General features: G+C 61.5%; 14 protein-coding genes. 7 read left to right on the top strand and 7 right to left on the bottom strand.

Going from position 1 to position 16159, the window contains the following annotated elements; translation table 11 throughout:
* The first annotated feature begins 418 nt into the window (after positions 1 to 418).
* Genes chvE through mmsB form a run of 3 tightly spaced genes read left to right on the top strand, consistent with a single transcriptional unit; the run spans position 419 to position 4363 of the window.
* Positions 419 to 1498 carry a multiple monosaccharide ABC transporter substrate-binding protein gene (gene chvE / locus SSA02_RS10140; protein ID WP_147093975.1) on the top strand — a complete coding sequence of 360 codons (1080 nt, stop codon included), beginning with the start codon at positions 419 to 421 and terminating at the stop codon, positions 1496 to 1498.
* 4 nt (positions 1499 to 1502) lie between these two features.
* Positions 1503 to 3104: a multiple monosaccharide ABC transporter ATP-binding protein gene (gene mmsA, locus SSA02_RS10135; RefSeq protein WP_147093974.1), complete on the top strand. Its 1602-nt coding sequence runs from the start codon at positions 1503 to 1505 to the stop codon at positions 3102 to 3104.
* Positions 3105 to 3106: 2 nt separating this feature from the next.
* Positions 3107 to 4363: a multiple monosaccharide ABC transporter permease gene (mmsB, locus tag SSA02_RS10130; RefSeq protein ID WP_222591075.1), complete on the top strand. Its 1257-nt coding sequence runs from the start codon at positions 3107 to 3109 to the stop codon at positions 4361 to 4363.
* Positions 4364 to 4420: 57 nt separating this feature from the next.
* Here the strand turns inward: mmsB and SSA02_RS10125 are convergent, their stop codons facing one another.
* From SSA02_RS10125 to SSA02_RS10105, 5 genes are all read right to left on the bottom strand, one after another.
* Complete coding sequence (locus SSA02_RS10125) at positions 4421 to 4762, bottom strand: TfoX/Sxy family protein (RefSeq protein ID WP_147093973.1); 342 nt, start codon at positions 4760 to 4762, stop codon at positions 4421 to 4423.
* Positions 4763 to 4858: 96 nt separating this feature from the next.
* Positions 4859 to 8014, bottom strand: coding sequence for an error-prone DNA polymerase (locus SSA02_RS10120; protein WP_147093972.1), 3156 nt, complete (start codon positions 8012 to 8014; stop codon positions 4859 to 4861).
* The gene (locus SSA02_RS10115; protein ID WP_147093971.1) at positions 8011 to 8277 is read right to left on the bottom strand and encodes a hypothetical protein; all 267 of its coding nucleotides are present in this window, start codon (positions 8275 to 8277) and stop codon (positions 8011 to 8013) included. The genes SSA02_RS10120 and SSA02_RS10115 overlap by 4 nt, the downstream gene beginning before the upstream one ends.
* Positions 8277 to 9914 (bottom strand): DUF6504 family protein, encoded by a 1638-nt coding sequence (locus SSA02_RS10110; RefSeq protein ID WP_147093970.1) that lies wholly within the window; start codon positions 9912 to 9914, stop codon positions 8277 to 8279. The genes SSA02_RS10115 and SSA02_RS10110 overlap by 1 nt, the downstream gene beginning before the upstream one ends.
* On the bottom strand, positions 9805 to 10590 hold the full coding sequence (locus SSA02_RS10105; RefSeq protein WP_147093969.1) for an ImuA family protein: 786 nt from the start codon (positions 10588 to 10590) through the stop codon (positions 9805 to 9807). The genes SSA02_RS10110 and SSA02_RS10105 overlap by 110 nt, the downstream gene beginning before the upstream one ends.
* Before the next feature lie 267 nt (positions 10591 to 10857).
* Here SSA02_RS10105 and SSA02_RS10100 point away from each other — a divergent pair, with 267 nt between their 5' ends.
* Positions 10858 to 11520 (top strand): DUF421 domain-containing protein, encoded by a 663-nt coding sequence (locus tag SSA02_RS10100; protein ID WP_147093968.1) that lies wholly within the window; start codon positions 10858 to 10860, stop codon positions 11518 to 11520.
* A 66-nt stretch (positions 11521 to 11586) separates the two neighbouring features.
* Here the strand turns inward: SSA02_RS10100 and SSA02_RS10095 are convergent, their stop codons facing one another.
* Both SSA02_RS10095 and SSA02_RS10090 read right to left on the bottom strand, forming a co-directional pair.
* Complete coding sequence (locus SSA02_RS10095; RefSeq protein WP_186807762.1) at positions 11587 to 12984, bottom strand: carbohydrate porin; 1398 nt, start codon at positions 12982 to 12984, stop codon at positions 11587 to 11589.
* Positions 12985 to 13364: 380 nt separating this feature from the next.
* Positions 13365 to 14069, bottom strand: a complete 705-nt coding sequence (locus tag SSA02_RS10090; protein ID WP_147093966.1) for a DUF4396 domain-containing protein — start codon at positions 14067 to 14069, stop codon at positions 13365 to 13367.
* 218 nt (positions 14070 to 14287) lie between these two features.
* Here SSA02_RS10090 and SSA02_RS10085 point away from each other — a divergent pair, with 218 nt between their 5' ends.
* From SSA02_RS10085 to SSA02_RS10075, 3 genes are all read left to right on the top strand, one after another.
* Complete coding sequence (locus SSA02_RS10085) at positions 14288 to 14683, top strand: (R)-mandelonitrile lyase (protein WP_147093965.1); 396 nt, start codon at positions 14288 to 14290, stop codon at positions 14681 to 14683.
* The gene (locus tag SSA02_RS12825; RefSeq protein WP_222591074.1) at positions 14655 to 15224 is read left to right on the top strand and encodes a cyclophilin-like fold protein; all 570 of its coding nucleotides are present in this window, start codon (positions 14655 to 14657) and stop codon (positions 15222 to 15224) included. Before SSA02_RS10085 ends, SSA02_RS12825 begins: the two co-directional genes overlap by 29 nt.
* A gap of 158 nt (positions 15225 to 15382) precedes the next feature.
* On the top strand, positions 15383 to 16102 hold the full coding sequence (locus tag SSA02_RS10075; RefSeq protein ID WP_147093964.1) for a carboxymuconolactone decarboxylase family protein: 720 nt from the start codon (positions 15383 to 15385) through the stop codon (positions 16100 to 16102).
* Positions 16103 to 16159: the final 57 nt, after the last annotated feature.

Raw genomic sequence — 16159 nt, 5'->3', positions numbered from 1 at the left:
CATGATCGACTGCACGATCAGCCGGTTCCCGGCTTTCCCCCTCTCGGCGTCGATCCCTGCAGGTGCGCCGGACGGTTATCCGGAGCCGGATGACGATCACAAGATCGGGAACATATCATTTCGTTATTTATAACATCGTAATGATATGTTTATATCATGAAATGTTACGAGGCAGGTTTCCGCTCCGGGAGGGGAAACCGCCGCCGTGACACACCCCGATGGAGATCCCTGCTTCAGCGAGACGCAGAGCGCCGATGACCCGGATCGAAGAACCCGGCGCGCCGGCCTTGGCTTACCTGCCCCCGATCGTCTGTCCCGGCCATGCCCCCCAGGACCGGAACGGACCTCGTATCGCCTTCATATCATTTTCCGACAGAACCGGTTCTGACCGCATCCCATCAATCGGATATCGCCCATCATGAGCAGAACGCGCACAGGCCTCAATGGCACAATCCTTCTCTCCTCCGCGCTGATCGCGCTTTCATGCGCAGCCCCCAGCCAGGCCGCCGACAAACCCACGATCGGCATCGCCATGCCCACCAAATCCTCCGCGCGCTGGATTGCGGATGGCAACAATATCGTCAGGACCCTGCAATCGCGCGGCTACCGGACCGACCTGCAATATGCCGATGACGACGTGCCCAATCAGGTTTCGCAGATCGAGAACATGGTTGCCAAAGGCGACAAGGTGCTCGTGATCGCTGCCATCGACGGCACGACCCTCTCCGATACGCTGCACAAGGCTGCGCAGCGCGGGGTCAGGGTCATCGCCTATGACCGTCTCATCCGCAATTCTCCCGATGTCAGCACTTATGCGACTTTCGACAATTTCCAGGTCGGCGTGCTTCAGGCAAGTTCCCTGATCAGGGCGCTCGGTCTGCCCGATGCCGGGGGACCGTTCAATATCGAGATTTTCGGCGGCTCGCCGGACGATAACAACGCCTATTTCTTCTTCAACGGTGCCATGTCCGTGCTCAAGCCCTATCTCGATAGCGGCAAGCTGGTCATCCCCTCGGGCCAGAAGACCATGGACAAGGTCTCGACCCTGCGCTGGGACGGCGCCACCGCGCAATCGCGCATGGATAATCTGCTGAGTGCCTATTACACCGACCGTCATCTCGACGCCGTGCTCTCGCCCTATGACGGCATCTCCATTGGCATCATCTCTTCGCTCAAGGGGGTGGGCTATGGCAGTGGCGATACGAAGATGGCCTATGTCAGCGGACAGGATTGCGAGATCCCTTCCGTCAAATCCATTCTTGCGGGCGATCAGTATTCCTCGATCTTCAAGGATACGCGCAAGCTGGCCGGTGTGACTGCCGATATGGTGGATGCCATGCTGGCGGGGAAAACCGTGCCGGTGAACGACACGAAGAGCTACGATAACGGCGTCAAGCTGGTGCCTGCCTATCTGCTCACCCCCGTCGTGGTGACAAAGGCCAATATACGCCCGGTCCTGATCGATAGCGGTTATTACACCGCAAGCCAGATCGAGTAGCGCCATGAGCACCATTCTGGAAATGCGGAACATCGCAAAACGTTTCGGACCCGTAAAAGCTCTGAGCGATGTCAGTTTCTCGGTCGAGCCCGGCGAGATTCATGCGCTTTGCGGCGAGAATGGCGCGGGCAAATCGACCCTGATGAAAATCCTGAGCGGGGTCTACCCCGCCGGGAGCTATGACGGGCAGATCGTGTTCGATGGCGAAGAGCGCCGTTTTGCCGATCTCAACGGCTCCGAGGCGCTCGGCATCATCATCATCCATCAGGAGCTGGCGCTCATCCCGCTGCTTTCGGTGCAGGAGAATATCTTCATCACCCATCCGCCGGGGCGTTTCGGCGTGATCGACCGCGACGCTGCGCGGGTGCGGGCGCGGGATCTGATGCGTCAGGTCGGGCTGACGGAGGCCCCCGAGACACTGGTGACCCATCTGGGCGTCGCCAAGCAGCAGCTCGTGGAAATCGCCAAGGCACTCTCGAAAAAGGTGCGTCTGCTCATTCTGGACGAACCGACGGCCAGTCTGAACGAGCGCGACAGCGCAGCCCTGCTCGACCTGCTTCTTGCCTTCAAGGCCGAGGGGCTGTCGTCCATTCTCATCTCGCACAAGCTGAACGAGATCTCACGCGTGGCTGATCGTATCACCGTGCTGCGCGACGGGCGCAGTGTCGGCACGATCGATTGCCGCAACGGCCCTGCGGATGAAGACGAGATCATCCGCCTGATGGTCAATCGCGATCTGGAGCATCGCTACCCACCGCATACGCCGCTTATCGGTGAAATGCTGATGGAAGTGCGTGGCTGGTCGGCCTGGCACCCCCTCCACCCCGACCGTCAGGTGATACGCAATGTCGATTTCCACGTTCGCGCGGGCGAGATCGTGGGTATTGCCGGCCTCATGGGTGCAGGGCGCACGGAATTTGCCATGAGCCTGTTCGGGCGCTCCTTCGGCACGCGTATATCGGGCGACGTCATCATGCGCGGCAAGGCGGTGGATGTCTCTACCGTCAGCCGCGCCATTGCGGCGGGACTCGCCTATGTCACCGAGGATCGCAAGGAACTCGGGCTGCATCTGGGCAACGAGATCCGCCACAACATCTCCCTGGCCGAACTGCGCGGCATTGCCCGTCATGGCGTGATCGACGAGATCGCCGAGCTGCGTATCGCGCAGGATTACCGCAACAGGATGCGCATACGCTCGCCGGATGTGCAGCAGATGGCGGGCAGGCTTTCGGGCGGCAACCAGCAGAAAGTGGTGCTGTCCAAATGGCTGTTCACCAATCCCGACGTGCTCATTCTGGACGAACCCACGCGCGGAATCGATGTGGGGGCCAAATACGAGATCTATGCGCTGATCCAGCAAATGGCCGATAGCGGTCGGGGCTGCGTGGTCATCTCATCCGAAATGCCCGAACTGCTCGGTATCTGCGACCGTATCTGCGTGATGAATGAAGGGCGTTTCGTGGGCGCGTTCACCCGCGAGGAGGCCAGTCAGGAAAAGATCATGCGCGCCATCGTGCGCAGCACGTCCGACTCCATGCCCATTTCCACCATCCCGAGCGAAACAGCCAGTCTCGCTGTGTCCTCACTTGCTGCGGGAGCATCATGATCATGAGCGACCATATCCTCCTCCCCGGCGATCCGCTCTCTTCTGCTGGCGACACCGGCCCAGCCGGTGGGGCGCCGGGCGGCCACACGCTGGGCAATAGCGCTATGGGGCGGTTCATCCGCAACAATCTGCGCGAATACGGAATGTTCATCTCGCTGGTCGCGATCGGTCTGTTTTTCGAGATCATGACCAACGGCACGCTGCTGCGTCCGCTGAACCTGACCAATCTGGTGCTCCAGAACAGCTATATCGTCATCATGGCGCTCGGTATGTTGCTGGTGATCGTCTCGGGTCATATCGATCTGTCGGTCGGATCCGTCGCCGGGTTCACCGGTGCCGTAGCCGCTGTGCTGATGGTGCAGTGGCACTGCAATGTGGTGGTGACGACGCTGACCTGCCTTGCCACGGGCGCGCTGATCGGTGCGGCACAGGGTTACTGGATCGCCTATTTCAGAATCCCCTCCTTCATCGTGACCCTGGCGGGCATGCTGGTTTTCAAGGGGCTGGCTCTGGCCCTGCTGGGCGGGCAGTCTCTCGGGCCGTTCTCGACCGTATTCCAGAAGCTCTCCTCCGGCTTCATCCCCGAATTCCTGCCAAAAATCGGTCATTACAACCCGAGCTCGCTCATTCTCGGCGTCATCGTTGCTGCGGCGATGGTGGTCGGTGCGGTGCGCGCCCGTGCGCGCTATCAGCGCAACGAGATCGATGTCGAGCCCATGCCGCTCTTCATCGGCAAGAATGTCGCTGTCTTCGGCATCATCGTCTATCTCGCAACCCTGATCTCCGGCTATCGCGGCCTGCCCAATGTGCTGATCATCATGGCCGTACTGATCGCGCTGTACAGCTTCGTGACCAGCCGCACCACGCTGGGACGACAGATCTATGCAGTGGGCGGCAATGTACGCGCAGCGGCGCTGTCGGGCATACGCACCGAGCGCCTCACCTTCCTGACCTTCGTGAATATGGGCGTGCTCGCGGCGCTTGGCGGACTGATTTTCGCAGCACGGCTGAACACGGCCACCCCGAAAGCCGGGCTCGGTTTCGAACTGGATGTGATTGCCGCATGCTTCATCGGCGGGGCCTCTGCCTATGGCGGTGTGGGCCGGGTTGGCGGGGCCGTGATCGGCGCCATGATCATGGGGCTCATGAATAACGGCATGTCGATCCTGGGTATCGGCATCGACTACCAGCAGGTGCTCAAAGGGCTGGTGCTGCTGGGTGCCGTCTGCGTGGATGTCTACAACCAGCGCAGGGCATGAATAATCCCGGATGCAGATGTCGAGAGGATGAAACCGCCTCTCGCCTGCGGATGGCCCCTATCGACGCGGTTTGCGCGCAGGAAGACCGGCAATCGAGCGCGCCACCCAGATTTTCAACGCATCGGGGCGCGTATGCAGCGCCTCCGGCACGACGACATAGGTCTTGCTCGGAGCGCTTTCCGGCTCGTAACGCAAGGCGCACGCTCCGGGGAGCGCCAGAAGGGCCTCGCGGTCCTTGCCGCTCATCTTCAGGGCGAGGCCGATATCGGAGAGGGAGGCAAAGACCTTGCCGCCCGCATAGCCCATGATCCCGCCGAACATCGATCTGAAGGACAGATCGAATTCCGCCAGCTCCGGAATCGTCAGTATTCTCTGCAAAACAGCCGGATCATAAGCCATTATCCCGACCTCCGCCGCAAACCTGTCTCCGGAACAGACAGAATAACCGGAATATTCTTCCGCTTCTTCGCAAGATAGAGAGAACAATATTTTATCTCAATGAAAATCCCTCGCCTTCAACCGTGGCGATACCGACCCTTCTTCTGCCTCGGACATGGCGATATCGCGCATCAGAGGTGTCAGATCCTCCAGACGCTGCATCACCACGTGAATGACCTCTCCTTCACGCTGGAGAATACCGTGACAGGCCACGGCATTGACGCCGATCACGATACGGCGCTGGGCTTCGGCGCGATCTTTCCAGATGATGATATTGGCCGTTCCGGTTTCGTCCTCCAGCGTCATGAACATCACGCCATGGGCCGTGCCGGGACGCTGTCGCATGAGCACCAGACCCGGCACCACCACGCGACTCCCGTCGCGCAACCGGCGCAGATCGGCGCAGGTCACCATGCCGCGCGCTGAAAACCGGGGACGCAGAAACGCCATCGGGTGCTGACGCAGGGTCAGGCCGAGCGTGTTGTAGTCTTCCACCACTTCGCGCCCTTCGCTCATGGGGCGGGGCGTATAACCGGGTTCGATCGTTTCGGGTCCGGGTCTGTTGAGCCTGCGATCGGCAGCGGCAAAAAGCGGCAGGACCGTATCGGCCAGCCCCTTGATGGCCCAGAGCGCGGCCCGACGATCGAGGTCGAGGCTGCGAAAGACATCGGCAGCCGCCAGCGCCTCGAGAGCCGAAACGGGAATATCCGCGCGCCGCCAGACATCGTCGAGCGATTCATAGGCTGGAAAGCGATTGGCGATCAGTTTCGCCGCATGCGCGTTCGAGAGGCCCTTCACGAAACGGAACCCCAGACGAACGGCCAGTGTCGGCTTGTCCCGATCCGGCTCGAGCGCGCAGTCCCAACGCGAGGCATTGATATCTATGGCATGTACGGTCACGCCGTGCTCGCGCGCATCGCGCACCACCTGGGCGGGCGCGTAAAAACCCATAGGCTGCGAGTTGAGCAGGGCCGCACAGAAGACATCGGGATGATGGCATTTCAGATAATTCGAGACATAGGCCACAAGCGCGAAACTGGCGGCATGGCTTTCGGGAAAGCCATAGGATCCGAACCCCTCGAGCTGACGGAACGTACGCTCGGCGAAGTCTCGGTCGTAATGATTGGCGACCATCCCCTCGATCAGCTTCGTGCGGAAATGCGACACCCCACCGGTGAACTTGAAGGTCGCCATGGAACGGCGCAGCTGGTCCGCCTCGCCGGGCGTAAACCCGGCACAGGCAATGGCCACCTGCATGGCCTGTTCCTGAAACAGCGGTACGCCCAGCGTCTTGCCGAGAATCCGTTCGAGTTCCGGCCTGGGGTAATCCGGTCGCTCGAGACCGTCACGACGGCGCAGATAGGGATGCACCATGTCGCCCTGGATGGGGCCGGGACGCACGATCGCCACCTGAATGACCAGATCGTAGAAGGTCCTGGGCCTGAGACGCGGCAACATGGACATCTGGGCGCGGCTCTCGATCTGGAACGTGCCCAGCGTATCGGCGCGACGGATCATGGCATAGGTGGCGGGATCCTCGGGCGGCACCGACGCCATGTCGAGCTGACGGATACGATGCGCGGCCAGCAATTCGAAACCGCGACGCAGACAGCCCAGCATGCCAAGACCCAGCACGTCGACCTTCATGAATCTGAGACTGTCGATATCGTCCTTGTCCCAGACGATGATCTGGCGGTCCTCCATGGCGGCAGGCTGAACGGGCACGAGTTCGTCCAGCCTGTCGCGCGTCAGCACGAAACCTCCCGGATGCGTACCGAGCTGACGCGGTATGCCCACGAGCTCGGCGGCCACACGCAGGGTCAGGGCCAGACGCCTGTCCGACAGATTGAGGTTCAGCTCCGCCGCACGCGTTCTGAGCTGTTCGGGGTCTCCCAGAGACGATGCGAGATATTTCGAGAGCAGACCCAGAAGATCCTCGCTCAGACCCAGAACCTTGCCTGTCTCACGCAGGGCGCCCTTGGGACGATAGCGCATGAGCGTGGCGCAAAGCGCCGAATGGCTGCGGCCATAGCGGCGATAGATCCACTGGATGATTTCCTCGCGCCGGTCGCTTTCGAAATCGACATCGATATCGGGCGGCTCGCGACGCTCCGCGGAAATGAACCGCTCGAACAGGAGCCCCGAACGCACGGGGTCGATGGCCGTGATGCCCAGCACATAGCAGATGGCGGAATTGGCAGCCGAACCACGCCCCTGACAGACGATATCGAGCGCGCGTGCCTGATGCACGATGCTGTGGACGGTCAGGAAATAGGGAGCGTAGTCGAGTGAGTCTATGAGCGCGAGCTCATGGGCGATCTGTTTTCTCACCGCCTCGCTCGCGCCGGCCGGATAACGCCGCGGCAGGGCATCGCGCACGAGACGGGTCAGGGTCTGCTGCGGGGTCTCGTCCGGCCGGTCGGTCTCCTGCGGATATTGATAACAGAGATCCTCCATCGAAAAGCGACACTGCGCCTCGATCTCGGCCACACGCGCCAGCGCCTCGGGAAAAGCCTCGTAGAGCTGCGCCACGGCACCGGGCGTCCTGAGTGCCCTGTCACCGTGATTTTCGCGCCGGTCGCCCAGGGTCTCCAGCGTGCAGTTCTCGCGAATGGCGGTCACGACATCCTGCAACACATGACAGCGCGCCTCGTGATAGAGCACGTCCCCCGTCACGACACTGGCCACGCCACAGGAAGACGCCAGTATCTCCAGATCCCGCAACCGCAGCAGATCGCCCGGCGCATTGCGATGCGCCAGCCCGCAATAGACAGGCTGACCGAGAGCAGCGCCGATCCGGGCAAGATGACGAAATTGCTGCTGTGCCTGCATATCCGGCCGATCGGGCAGCAGCACCAGAATCAGGTTCCGCGCACCCTGAAGCAGATCGTCCCAGCCAAGAGAAAAGAGCGCGCGTGCGCCCCGGCGGTGCCCGAGCGTCAGCAGGCGGCAAAGTGCGCCCCATCCCGTCCGGTCGACCGGATAGACCAGAAGCGTCGATCCATCGAGCAGATCGAGCCGACAGCCGGGCAGAAGCCGCAAACCGCTTTGTCGCGCCGCATCATGCGCCCGCACCATGCCCGCCACGGAATGACGGTCGGTCAGGGCCAGTGCCTTGTGTCCCTGCGCATGGGCGACGGAAAACAGGTCGTGCGGAGCACTGACGCCACGCAGGAAGGAATAATAGGAGGTGACCTGAAGCGGGGTCGTCATGCCCCCTGCCCTCCTGGCGAATCATGGGGATGATGATGCCCGCTCGTGTCGTGGGGCACCGTATCGGCGCGCTTCATGAGCACGAAACCGCAGCGCGCCAGATGCGCCACCAGCCGCTCTGCCACGAGAGTCGCCATGAGTTCGTCGGCATCATGCACACGGCGACGGCCGTCGAAACGCAGCGCATGGGTCAGGGCCTCGGCGATTTCCCGCGGTTCGGCGGGGCGCATGACCGACAGGGGAGAAGAGGAATCCCGTGCCATCAGAATAACCCGTGGACGAACCAGGCGCCATCGCCCGACCAGGCGTTCTGTCCGTCTCCACGACGAAAGAGCCAGAACCGGTCGCCCGCTTCCGTTTCCACGATCCAGTAATCGCGTATGGCACCGGCCTGTGCAGGATGCTGCCACCAGGCGCCATGCAATCGCTCCGGCCCGTTCGCCCCGCGAATGCGCAGCATCTGCCCCTGCCAGACGAAACGCCTCGGGCTGTCATCCTCGGCCAGAACGGGCGGCGCAATGGCACATGGTGCCGCAAAAAGCCGCACGGGACGCGGCCAGAGGCGAGGAAAACCGTCACCGGCAGTGTCATCGCTCCCCGGCGAACGGAAGCGGGAAGCGCAGGGCCCGGCCGCACGACGCGCCGGTCTGTCCGCCGGCTTCTGGGCCTGTTCCGGAAAAGGGCTGTCGGTTGCCGCCAGATGATAGATCCCCCGCAATCCCGGTCTGTTGCGCAGACGCTCCGCCAGCTCGACCAGCATGGCCGGCATGCGGGGCGCTTCGGGCGCCGCAGGGGAGGCAGGGGCGAGGCCGGAAGAGGCCGGGTCGGAAGAAACGAGACCGGAAGGCGTAAGGCCGGAGGTTCCGGTTACGGGCTGGCGAGGTTCTGCGTGATCGACATGCAGGCTCATCGCCTCGATACCGAAGCCCGGATCGATCGTCTCGATACGCTCCTGAAGCAGACGACACAGACGCACCGGATCATTGACCGGCTCCGAGGTTCCCACGCGAATGGCCTGGGTGGCATCGTCCACGCGCTGACAAAGCAGATCGAGCCTGCGTGCCCCCTGCCCGGCTTTCTGCAACCGGGACGCGATATCATCGCACAGAACCCCCACCACATGGAGCAGGCTTTCGGCCGTGCCGATCGGCTCCAGCAAGACACGTCTCGCATGCAGTGCTGCAACGGGCCGATCGAAGCACAGCGCCTCCTTTTCCCGACCGAGCGCCTGATCGAGCCGGGACAGAGGCGCCATGCCGAAACGCCGTGCGAGCGAGGCGCGCGGTACGGCACACAGATCCGCCACACGGGTGATCCCCATGAGGCCGAGCCCTGTCCGTATATCCGGCGCCAGACGCAGGGCAGCAACGGGCAGATCCGCCAGAGCCTGTCCGGTTTTTCCGGGTGGAACGCATGTGAGTTCCCGGTCGCCATGACGCGCCAGAGCATGGGCGGCTCCGGCCGTATCGGCCAGGGCCGCCCGGATCTCATGGCCGCGCTCGGCCAGACGGGCCCTTACGGTCTCGAGCATGGAGGCCTCACCGCCGAAGAGATGGGCGCAGCCGGTGCTGTCGATCCAGAGCCCGTCCGGCGGATCGGCCGCCACGAGCGGCGAAAAGCACCGGCACCATTCGGCCAGTTTCTGCAAGCTGCGCGCATCGCGTCCGGGCGTTTCGGGATGTGTGACCAGATCGGGCACAAGGCTGCGCGCCATGGCGAGAAACTGCCCTTTTTGCACCCCGTACGCCCGAGCGGCCCGATTGACCGCCACGATCCTGCGGCTCTGGCCGTCACGCCCATACAGCGCCAGTGGCAAGCCCGGATCGCTGTGAGGATGCACCTTGTGCCAGAGTGTCGTGTGCCAGTGCGGCAGCCAGAGGGAGAGCAGACGGCGCGGCATGATCTGTACCGATCCTCCAGGACAGGGCCTCACCCCCGCGACGACGCAGCAGGGACAGGGAAAAGGCTTCGGCAAAAGGGAGCAGGGCGCGACGCCCCAGAATGACGGGACCGGAAGGCGCAGCGCCGACACGCCAGCGTGTCCAGCACGCATTGGGCGAAAGCGGGCGATCATGCCGATGCAGCAGGAATCCGGTTGCAGCGGCGTGCTCGGCCGCCAGATGCAAGCGGCGCGAGGCGGTCAGGGAAAGAGGCCCGGTCAGATCGGCCACCACGGCCGTGACGCCGGGGGTGCGCAGCACGTCTTCCATGGTGCCCACCAGACGCGCGGGCTCCGCCTCGACACAGAGCAGACGTTCGGAGGCCAGACCGGCGGTCTCCAGACCGGCCAGGGTCAGTGTCCCCTGCCCCGAAGCCGCAGGAACGATCCAGATGACCGGCCCCGTTGCCCGCGCCAGAACACGCGCGATGAAATGCGTCGGTCTGGCACAGAGCACGCGATCGTACCCCGCCCCCAGAAATTCATGCACGACCCCGCGGCGCAATCCGCCCCTGAGCGCCTCATCCACGCATGGAAGCCCCGTTTCCAGATAGAGCGCTGCAAAACTCTTTCGATAACGCTGTTCGATCCGTGCCACGCTGTCGCGCAGCCGGGCCATCTCTGTCCCGTTCTTCATGACTGGAGCCTCCTTCCGGTTCGGGCCGTATCATACGAACAAAACAAGAACAACTATATTGGTTGCAGGAAAATGCCCCCTCTTCCATCCCTCTGCGGTACAGACGGAAAGGATGTTTTTTGAAATCAGACGCTTGGCCGGGGATGCGGCGGGAAAAACCTTTTCGTCCCGACGCTGTTTTCGCACAGGCGCAATGAAGAGGGGGCCGCGCCTCTTCCCGCGCCATGCCCTGCTCGAACGATACAGAACCTGAAGGACCGGATTCGCGTGATCACCCTCTATCTCTGGGTCATACTGAAACTCGTGATCGGCTTTACGCTGATCATCTCCTATCTGAATGTCACCGGGCGCAACCAGATCGCCATGATGACCTCGGTCGATCTGGTCGGAAACTTCATTCTGGGCGGCGTCGTGGGGGGTATTCTCTACAACGACAAGCTGCCCATTCTTCACTACATCGCGCTTCTGGTGCTCTGCATCCTGCTCATGGCGCTTTTCAACGCCCTGTCGCGCAAGATCCCCGGCCTGCGCAAGCGTACCATCGGCGAGCCGATCACCATCATCCGGGACGGACGCTTCCTGATCGGGAATTTCGAGGAGAATGCGAGCCGGATCGACATCAAGGATGTCGCGACCGCCCTGCGCATGCAGAACATCTTCAGCTTCGACAGGATCGCCTTCGCCCAGATCGAGACGACGGGCCATGTCAGCGTCATCATGCAGGATGAAGCGAAGAAACCGTCACGCTTTCTGGTGCATCGCGGCGAGATCCTCCAGGAAGAGCTCAGGATACTCGACCGGGACGAAGCCTGGCTTCTCGCAATGCTGACTGCAATGGGTCTTCCCGATCCGGACCATATCTTTCTCGCCGAATGGGTCGGCGATCACATGCTGGTCGTGACCGATGACGGCATCGTACACGGAGAGTGAAACACGGGATACGAGCCCCCGGAAAACGAAATACGGGGACCGGTCTGTTTCGCCGCTCTCCTCTCCCTACAGGAAAACACGCAGGTCGAAGCTGAAGACAGAAGCATCCTTGACATAGCCTCCTCCCCCGGGACGCCATATGCGCTGATACTCGGGCGAGAAATAGACGCCCCTGGCGACATGAATGCGATAGGTCACCTCGAAAATCCGTTCGAGAGACGCCATGACCGGTCTGCCCTGCGACTGGGCATAAAGCGGCCCCTGAAAATAGCTGGGCTGATAGGCTGCCGCGAAATTGGCGCCGTAACGTCCCTGCGAATATTCGACAGCAACGCCATCATAGGGCCGTGACTTGATGGCACCGAAATCGATCAGCCCCACATAGGCCTGATCCGAAATCTGGGTGATTGCCGAAGTCACATGCGTGTATCCTCCGAGAAGGATCAGACCCGCCGTCTGGTACGAGCCATGACGCCAGATCATCTGGTCGAAGGCTGCCCAGGTCATGAGAATACCCTTGCGGCTGCCCAGATCGAGCGTGTTGCGGGCATTGTTGTAACGATATGACGAACTGTCCCAGAGAATGCCGATCTTGTAGTGGCCCGAATCCTCATGCGGCCCGAATTCCGGCTCCCATCCCATTTCACCGACCAGCGTCACACCCGACGCATCGCCCCAGGCCGTACCGGCGGTTCCCCCCCGTTTGGGATTGGAGACGAACAGTCCCGGCACGATATAGGTATCCGGCGTCGGTCTGACCTTCACATTGGTTCCCCAGGCCGTGCTGGGCCATGAAACATATCCCGGCAGAAATGTGGTGGCACGCGGCTGACCGCAGATCGCGAGGGCGCCGAACGTACAATTCAGCATGGAGAAATTATAATCAGGCCCGACAGCGTAACGCCCGATGATCCAGCGGAGCCTGTCATCGGCCCAGCTTTTCTGGATGTAGAAATAGATCAGGTGAAACAGGACGTTGCCACCGCCACCGTAGATCTGCGTAGGCCGGAAGGTGTTGTCGCCCAAGGCATCGTAACCGAGATTGCGACCGGCCCGCTCGGTTCCCGAAAAGAAAAGCTTGGTATTCGAAACACCCATGATCCTGTCGAGATCGAAACCGATATTCAATCCGATCTGATGGGCGTAATCCTGATGTTTTGCCGTTCCACCCGAGATATTGGCTGCAAACTGGGACCAGTAACCCAGCTGGAAATCGATTCCCCGTTTCAGCAGGGCATTTGTCATGCGGGCATAACCGCCACCCAGCAGATGCTGTGTTTCCTCGGGGGGTAATGGGTGCATGATATAAAGAGGTGTCAGTCCGATCATCTGGGCCAGCGTCTCGTTTTTCAGAGGAACGATCTGCCGCGACGATTCCACCTCCCTTACCCAGTCCGGAACACTCTGTGCATGGCATTGCCTGAGCGGGGAAAACGGAATTGCGGCGAGAGACACGACCGCCACAAGACAGATCCGGGCCGTGATGCGACGCAGAAAAATCCCTGCCTTCGGGAAAAGGCGTTCCTGATGCCGACGGGAAGAAAAAACCCGAAGCAGCTCCTTTTGCTCAAGACCAGACACGATCGTTCCGCCCCCTTTCGGAGGGAGCATCCATTTCCGGCCGGGACTTTCCGGGCAGGGGGTATCGCTGCCTGACTCCGGCAGGATGTCCGTTCTGAAACCATTCCGGAAAGACGAAGAACCGTTCTGGACGCTCCCTGCATGAAGAAAATCCGTTATCCGGTTTCCTTACGCAGCCTCGCGGAGAGACAGAACGGTCATATTGATTTTATTTAATCATTCGGAAATGATCTTATCCCGGGAGGAGGCCGTCCCCCGGTGGCTTACATGGCCTGTTTCACCCCCAGCCTGACGAGCAGCCAGTTGGCCGGGAAACTCGTTGCGAAACCTGCGACCATGGCGCCTTGCATCCACAACCAGAACGCACCGTCTCCGATCGTGAGACCGGGCGCCACGAACGCACGCAGCCCCATGATGGCGAACATGCCGATCTCGAACGCAACGATGGAAAACGTATCGGCTTTCAGCGCTTCGCGCAGCGCCTGAGCGGGCGGCATGTCAGGATTCATCGGGCGGATCGAGAGATACTGGAAGACGATACCCAGACCGAAAGCGAGAACGAAATCGAGGGTCCATCCGGCAACGAGCGCGGAGCCGAACAGGGTCAGGGACAACAGACCGACAAGCGTCTCTCCGATCAGATCGCCCAGAGCGCAGCCGCCGCCGCAATGGGTCGTGCTCACGAAGGTGGAGCGCGCCGAGACCGCCTGCCCCCGGTCATGATCGTGACCGTGATGATGGTGCTCGTGCTGATGATGCTGGTGGTGGTGGTGATGCTGATGGCTCTTTTCGGGCGCCCGTCCGAGACGATGATAGAACCAGAGTGCGAGGGGGCCGAAATAGAGACCCGTCAACGGCCATGTGACATCCATGATACGCATATGCTGTGGACGTGCACGGCAATCCGAAGCGATCCAGAGCACCGCAATCACGGACAAAGCCAGCCATAGATCGATCAGTATCGTCATCGCGTCACTCCGGGGACAGACATGCAGGAAACTGTTTCTCAAGCGCGAAGGAAAGCGTCAGAGTTCCCTGCACCGTATTGATGCAGATTTTTCATAGGCTCATGCGAGGCCGTTTGTCTTATCCCGCACGCTCATCCCGATAGACTGAGCGGATCGTCCGGCTCTCCCCGACAGGGGCTCCGGTCGTCACAGACAAATCTCATGACGGAAGATCAGTGATGGACATCACCAAAATCGGTTCTCAGCCCTCCATGAAGGGACCGGCGGAATGGTTCACCGGAACCGTGCGGATCGATCCGCTCTTCAACGCGGAGGATCCTGCACGCGTCTCGGGCGGAAGCGTCACCTTCGAGCCCGGCGCGCGCACGGCATGGCACACCCATCCGCTCGGCCAGACGCTGATCGTGACCGCCGGTCTCGGTCTGGTGCAGCTGGAAGGTCAACCGGCTCGGGAAATCCGGCCCGGAGATGTCGTCTGGATCGCACCGGGAGAAAAACACTGGCATGGCGCGTCTCCGAATGTCGCCATGACCCATACCGCCATTCAGGAACGTCTGGATGGAAGCGCCGTGGAATGGCTCGAGCATGTCTCAGACGCGGATTATGCAGGCTGATCCCGAAATCCCTGGCGCAGGGACGCTCGCCAGACGGACCGTCCTGACCGCCATTCGGGGTGGCGGCGTGATCGCGCTGACCGGCTCCGGCCTTTTCTCCGGGGCCATGTTCTCCGGGGCCATGTTCTCCGGGGCCATGGCTGCAACGCGCCGTGACCCATCTCCCCGGAAGGTCGATTTCATGACGCTGGAGATCAATGCCGAAGGACAGCGCCTTACGGCATCGCTCGACGACAACGAGACGGCGCGTGACTTTGCCGCCATGCTGCCTCTCGCATTGCGTCTGACCGATTACGGCACGATCGAGAAAGTCAGCGATCTGCCGCATCCCCTGAAAAGCGAGGAGACCCCTGCGGGATATTCTCCCCGCCGGGGCGATATCGCCTATTACGCCCCCTGGGGTAATCTGGTGATTTTCCGGCAGGATTTCAGACATGCGTGCGGATTGATCCGTCTCGGTGCTATCCGGTCCGACATTGCCGCTCTCGATCGTTCCGGCACGATTCCCGTTACGATCGCCCAGCTGGATCGGAAACGCTGATGACCGCGATCATCCGCCCTCCCAGTTGCAGGAGAGGCGCTTCCGGGGCTGCGACGAGACGGCTCATCCCGGGATTGATCCTGCTGGTCCTTTCCGGGGGATGGCTTCCCGGGAATGCTTACGCTCCCCGGAATGCTTACGCTCAAGGAGACCGAAAAATGCCCTCTTCCCCCATGCCGGTATCGACCCTGGAGAGTGACGCGATCCGCGCGGTCTCGCCGGCTCTGGCGCGTTATGCCGATCAGACGGTACGCGACGATCTGTGGAAACGCCCCCAGCTCTCGACACGGGACAGAAGCATCGTCACCGTCGCGATCCTGATCGCGCGCAACCAGCCCGACGATCTTCCTGCCTATCTCGACATCGCCCTCGATCACGGCGTCACACCGGCGGAAATTTCGGAGATCATCACCCATCTGGCTTTTTATGCGGGTTGGTCGAACGCCATGGGCGCGATCCGGGCAACCCGGGAGGTTTTCGCCCGACGCGGGGTCGATCCGGCGCATCTGCCTCCCGCTTCGCCGCCCCTGAACCCGATCAACGAGGAAAGCGAAGCGCAGCGTGTGGCTGCTGTGGCGAAAACGGTCGGCCCGGTCGCACCCGGGCTCGAGAGTTTTACCACCATGCCCTTGTTCCGCGATCTCTGGTTGCGCCCCGGATTATCCCCGAGAGACCGCAGCCTGGTTACGGTGAGCGCGCTTGTCGCCAACGGGCAATCTGCCCAGATTCCGTATCATCTCAACAAGGCAATGGATAACGGCCTGACGGCCGAACAGGCGGGGGAGGTGCTTACCCAGGCAGCCTTTTATGCGGGCTGGCCGAATGCATTCTCGGCGGTTCCGGTCGTGGCGGCGGTGCTCGGAAAAAGAGCGAAATAAGAGAAAGGGCCAAGCCGCAAGATCGCGGTATGGCCCTGTTTTCTGGGGATGTATATG

Origin of the sequence: Swaminathania salitolerans (assembly GCF_007988945.1) — a bacterium.
Taxonomy (GTDB): Bacteria; Pseudomonadota; Alphaproteobacteria; order Acetobacterales; family Acetobacteraceae; genus Swaminathania; species Swaminathania salitolerans.
Note: the sequence above shows the minus strand (reverse complement) of the source record. Positions and strands in the feature narration are given on the sequence as shown.

What these genes read in the sequence shown, in the direction of transcription:
- SSA02_RS10090 (WP_147093966.1), bottom strand. Translation starts at nt 14,069, where the DNA reads ATGACGATACTGATCGATCTATGGCTGGCTTTGTCCGTGATTGCGGTG.
- mmsB (WP_222591075.1), top strand. Translation starts at nt 3,107, where the DNA reads ATGAGCGACCATATCCTCCTCCCCGGCGATCCGCTCTCTTCTGCTGGC.
- SSA02_RS10105 (WP_147093969.1), bottom strand. Translation starts at nt 10,590, where the DNA reads ATGAAGAACGGGACAGAGATGGCCCGGCTGCGCGACAGCGTGGCACGG.
- mmsA (WP_147093974.1), top strand. Translation starts at nt 1,503, where the DNA reads ATGAGCACCATTCTGGAAATGCGGAACATCGCAAAACGTTTCGGACCC.
- SSA02_RS10085 (WP_147093965.1), top strand. Translation starts at nt 14,288, where the DNA reads ATGGACATCACCAAAATCGGTTCTCAGCCCTCCATGAAGGGACCGGCG.
- SSA02_RS10120 (WP_147093972.1), bottom strand. Translation starts at nt 8,014, where the DNA reads ATGACGACCCCGCTTCAGGTCACCTCCTATTATTCCTTCCTGCGTGGC.
- SSA02_RS10075 (WP_147093964.1), top strand. Translation starts at nt 15,383, where the DNA reads ATGCCCTCTTCCCCCATGCCGGTATCGACCCTGGAGAGTGACGCGATC.
- SSA02_RS12825 (WP_222591074.1), top strand. Translation starts at nt 14,655, where the DNA reads ATGTCTCAGACGCGGATTATGCAGGCTGATCCCGAAATCCCTGGCGCA.
- SSA02_RS10115 (WP_147093971.1), bottom strand. Translation starts at nt 8,277, where the DNA reads ATGGCACGGGATTCCTCTTCTCCCCTGTCGGTCATGCGCCCCGCCGAA.
- SSA02_RS10110 (WP_147093970.1), bottom strand. Translation starts at nt 9,914, where the DNA reads ATGCCGCGCCGTCTGCTCTCCCTCTGGCTGCCGCACTGGCACACGACA.
- chvE (WP_147093975.1), top strand. Translation starts at nt 419, where the DNA reads ATGAGCAGAACGCGCACAGGCCTCAATGGCACAATCCTTCTCTCCTCC.
- SSA02_RS10125 (WP_147093973.1), bottom strand. Translation starts at nt 4,762, where the DNA reads ATGGCTTATGATCCGGCTGTTTTGCAGAGAATACTGACGATTCCGGAG.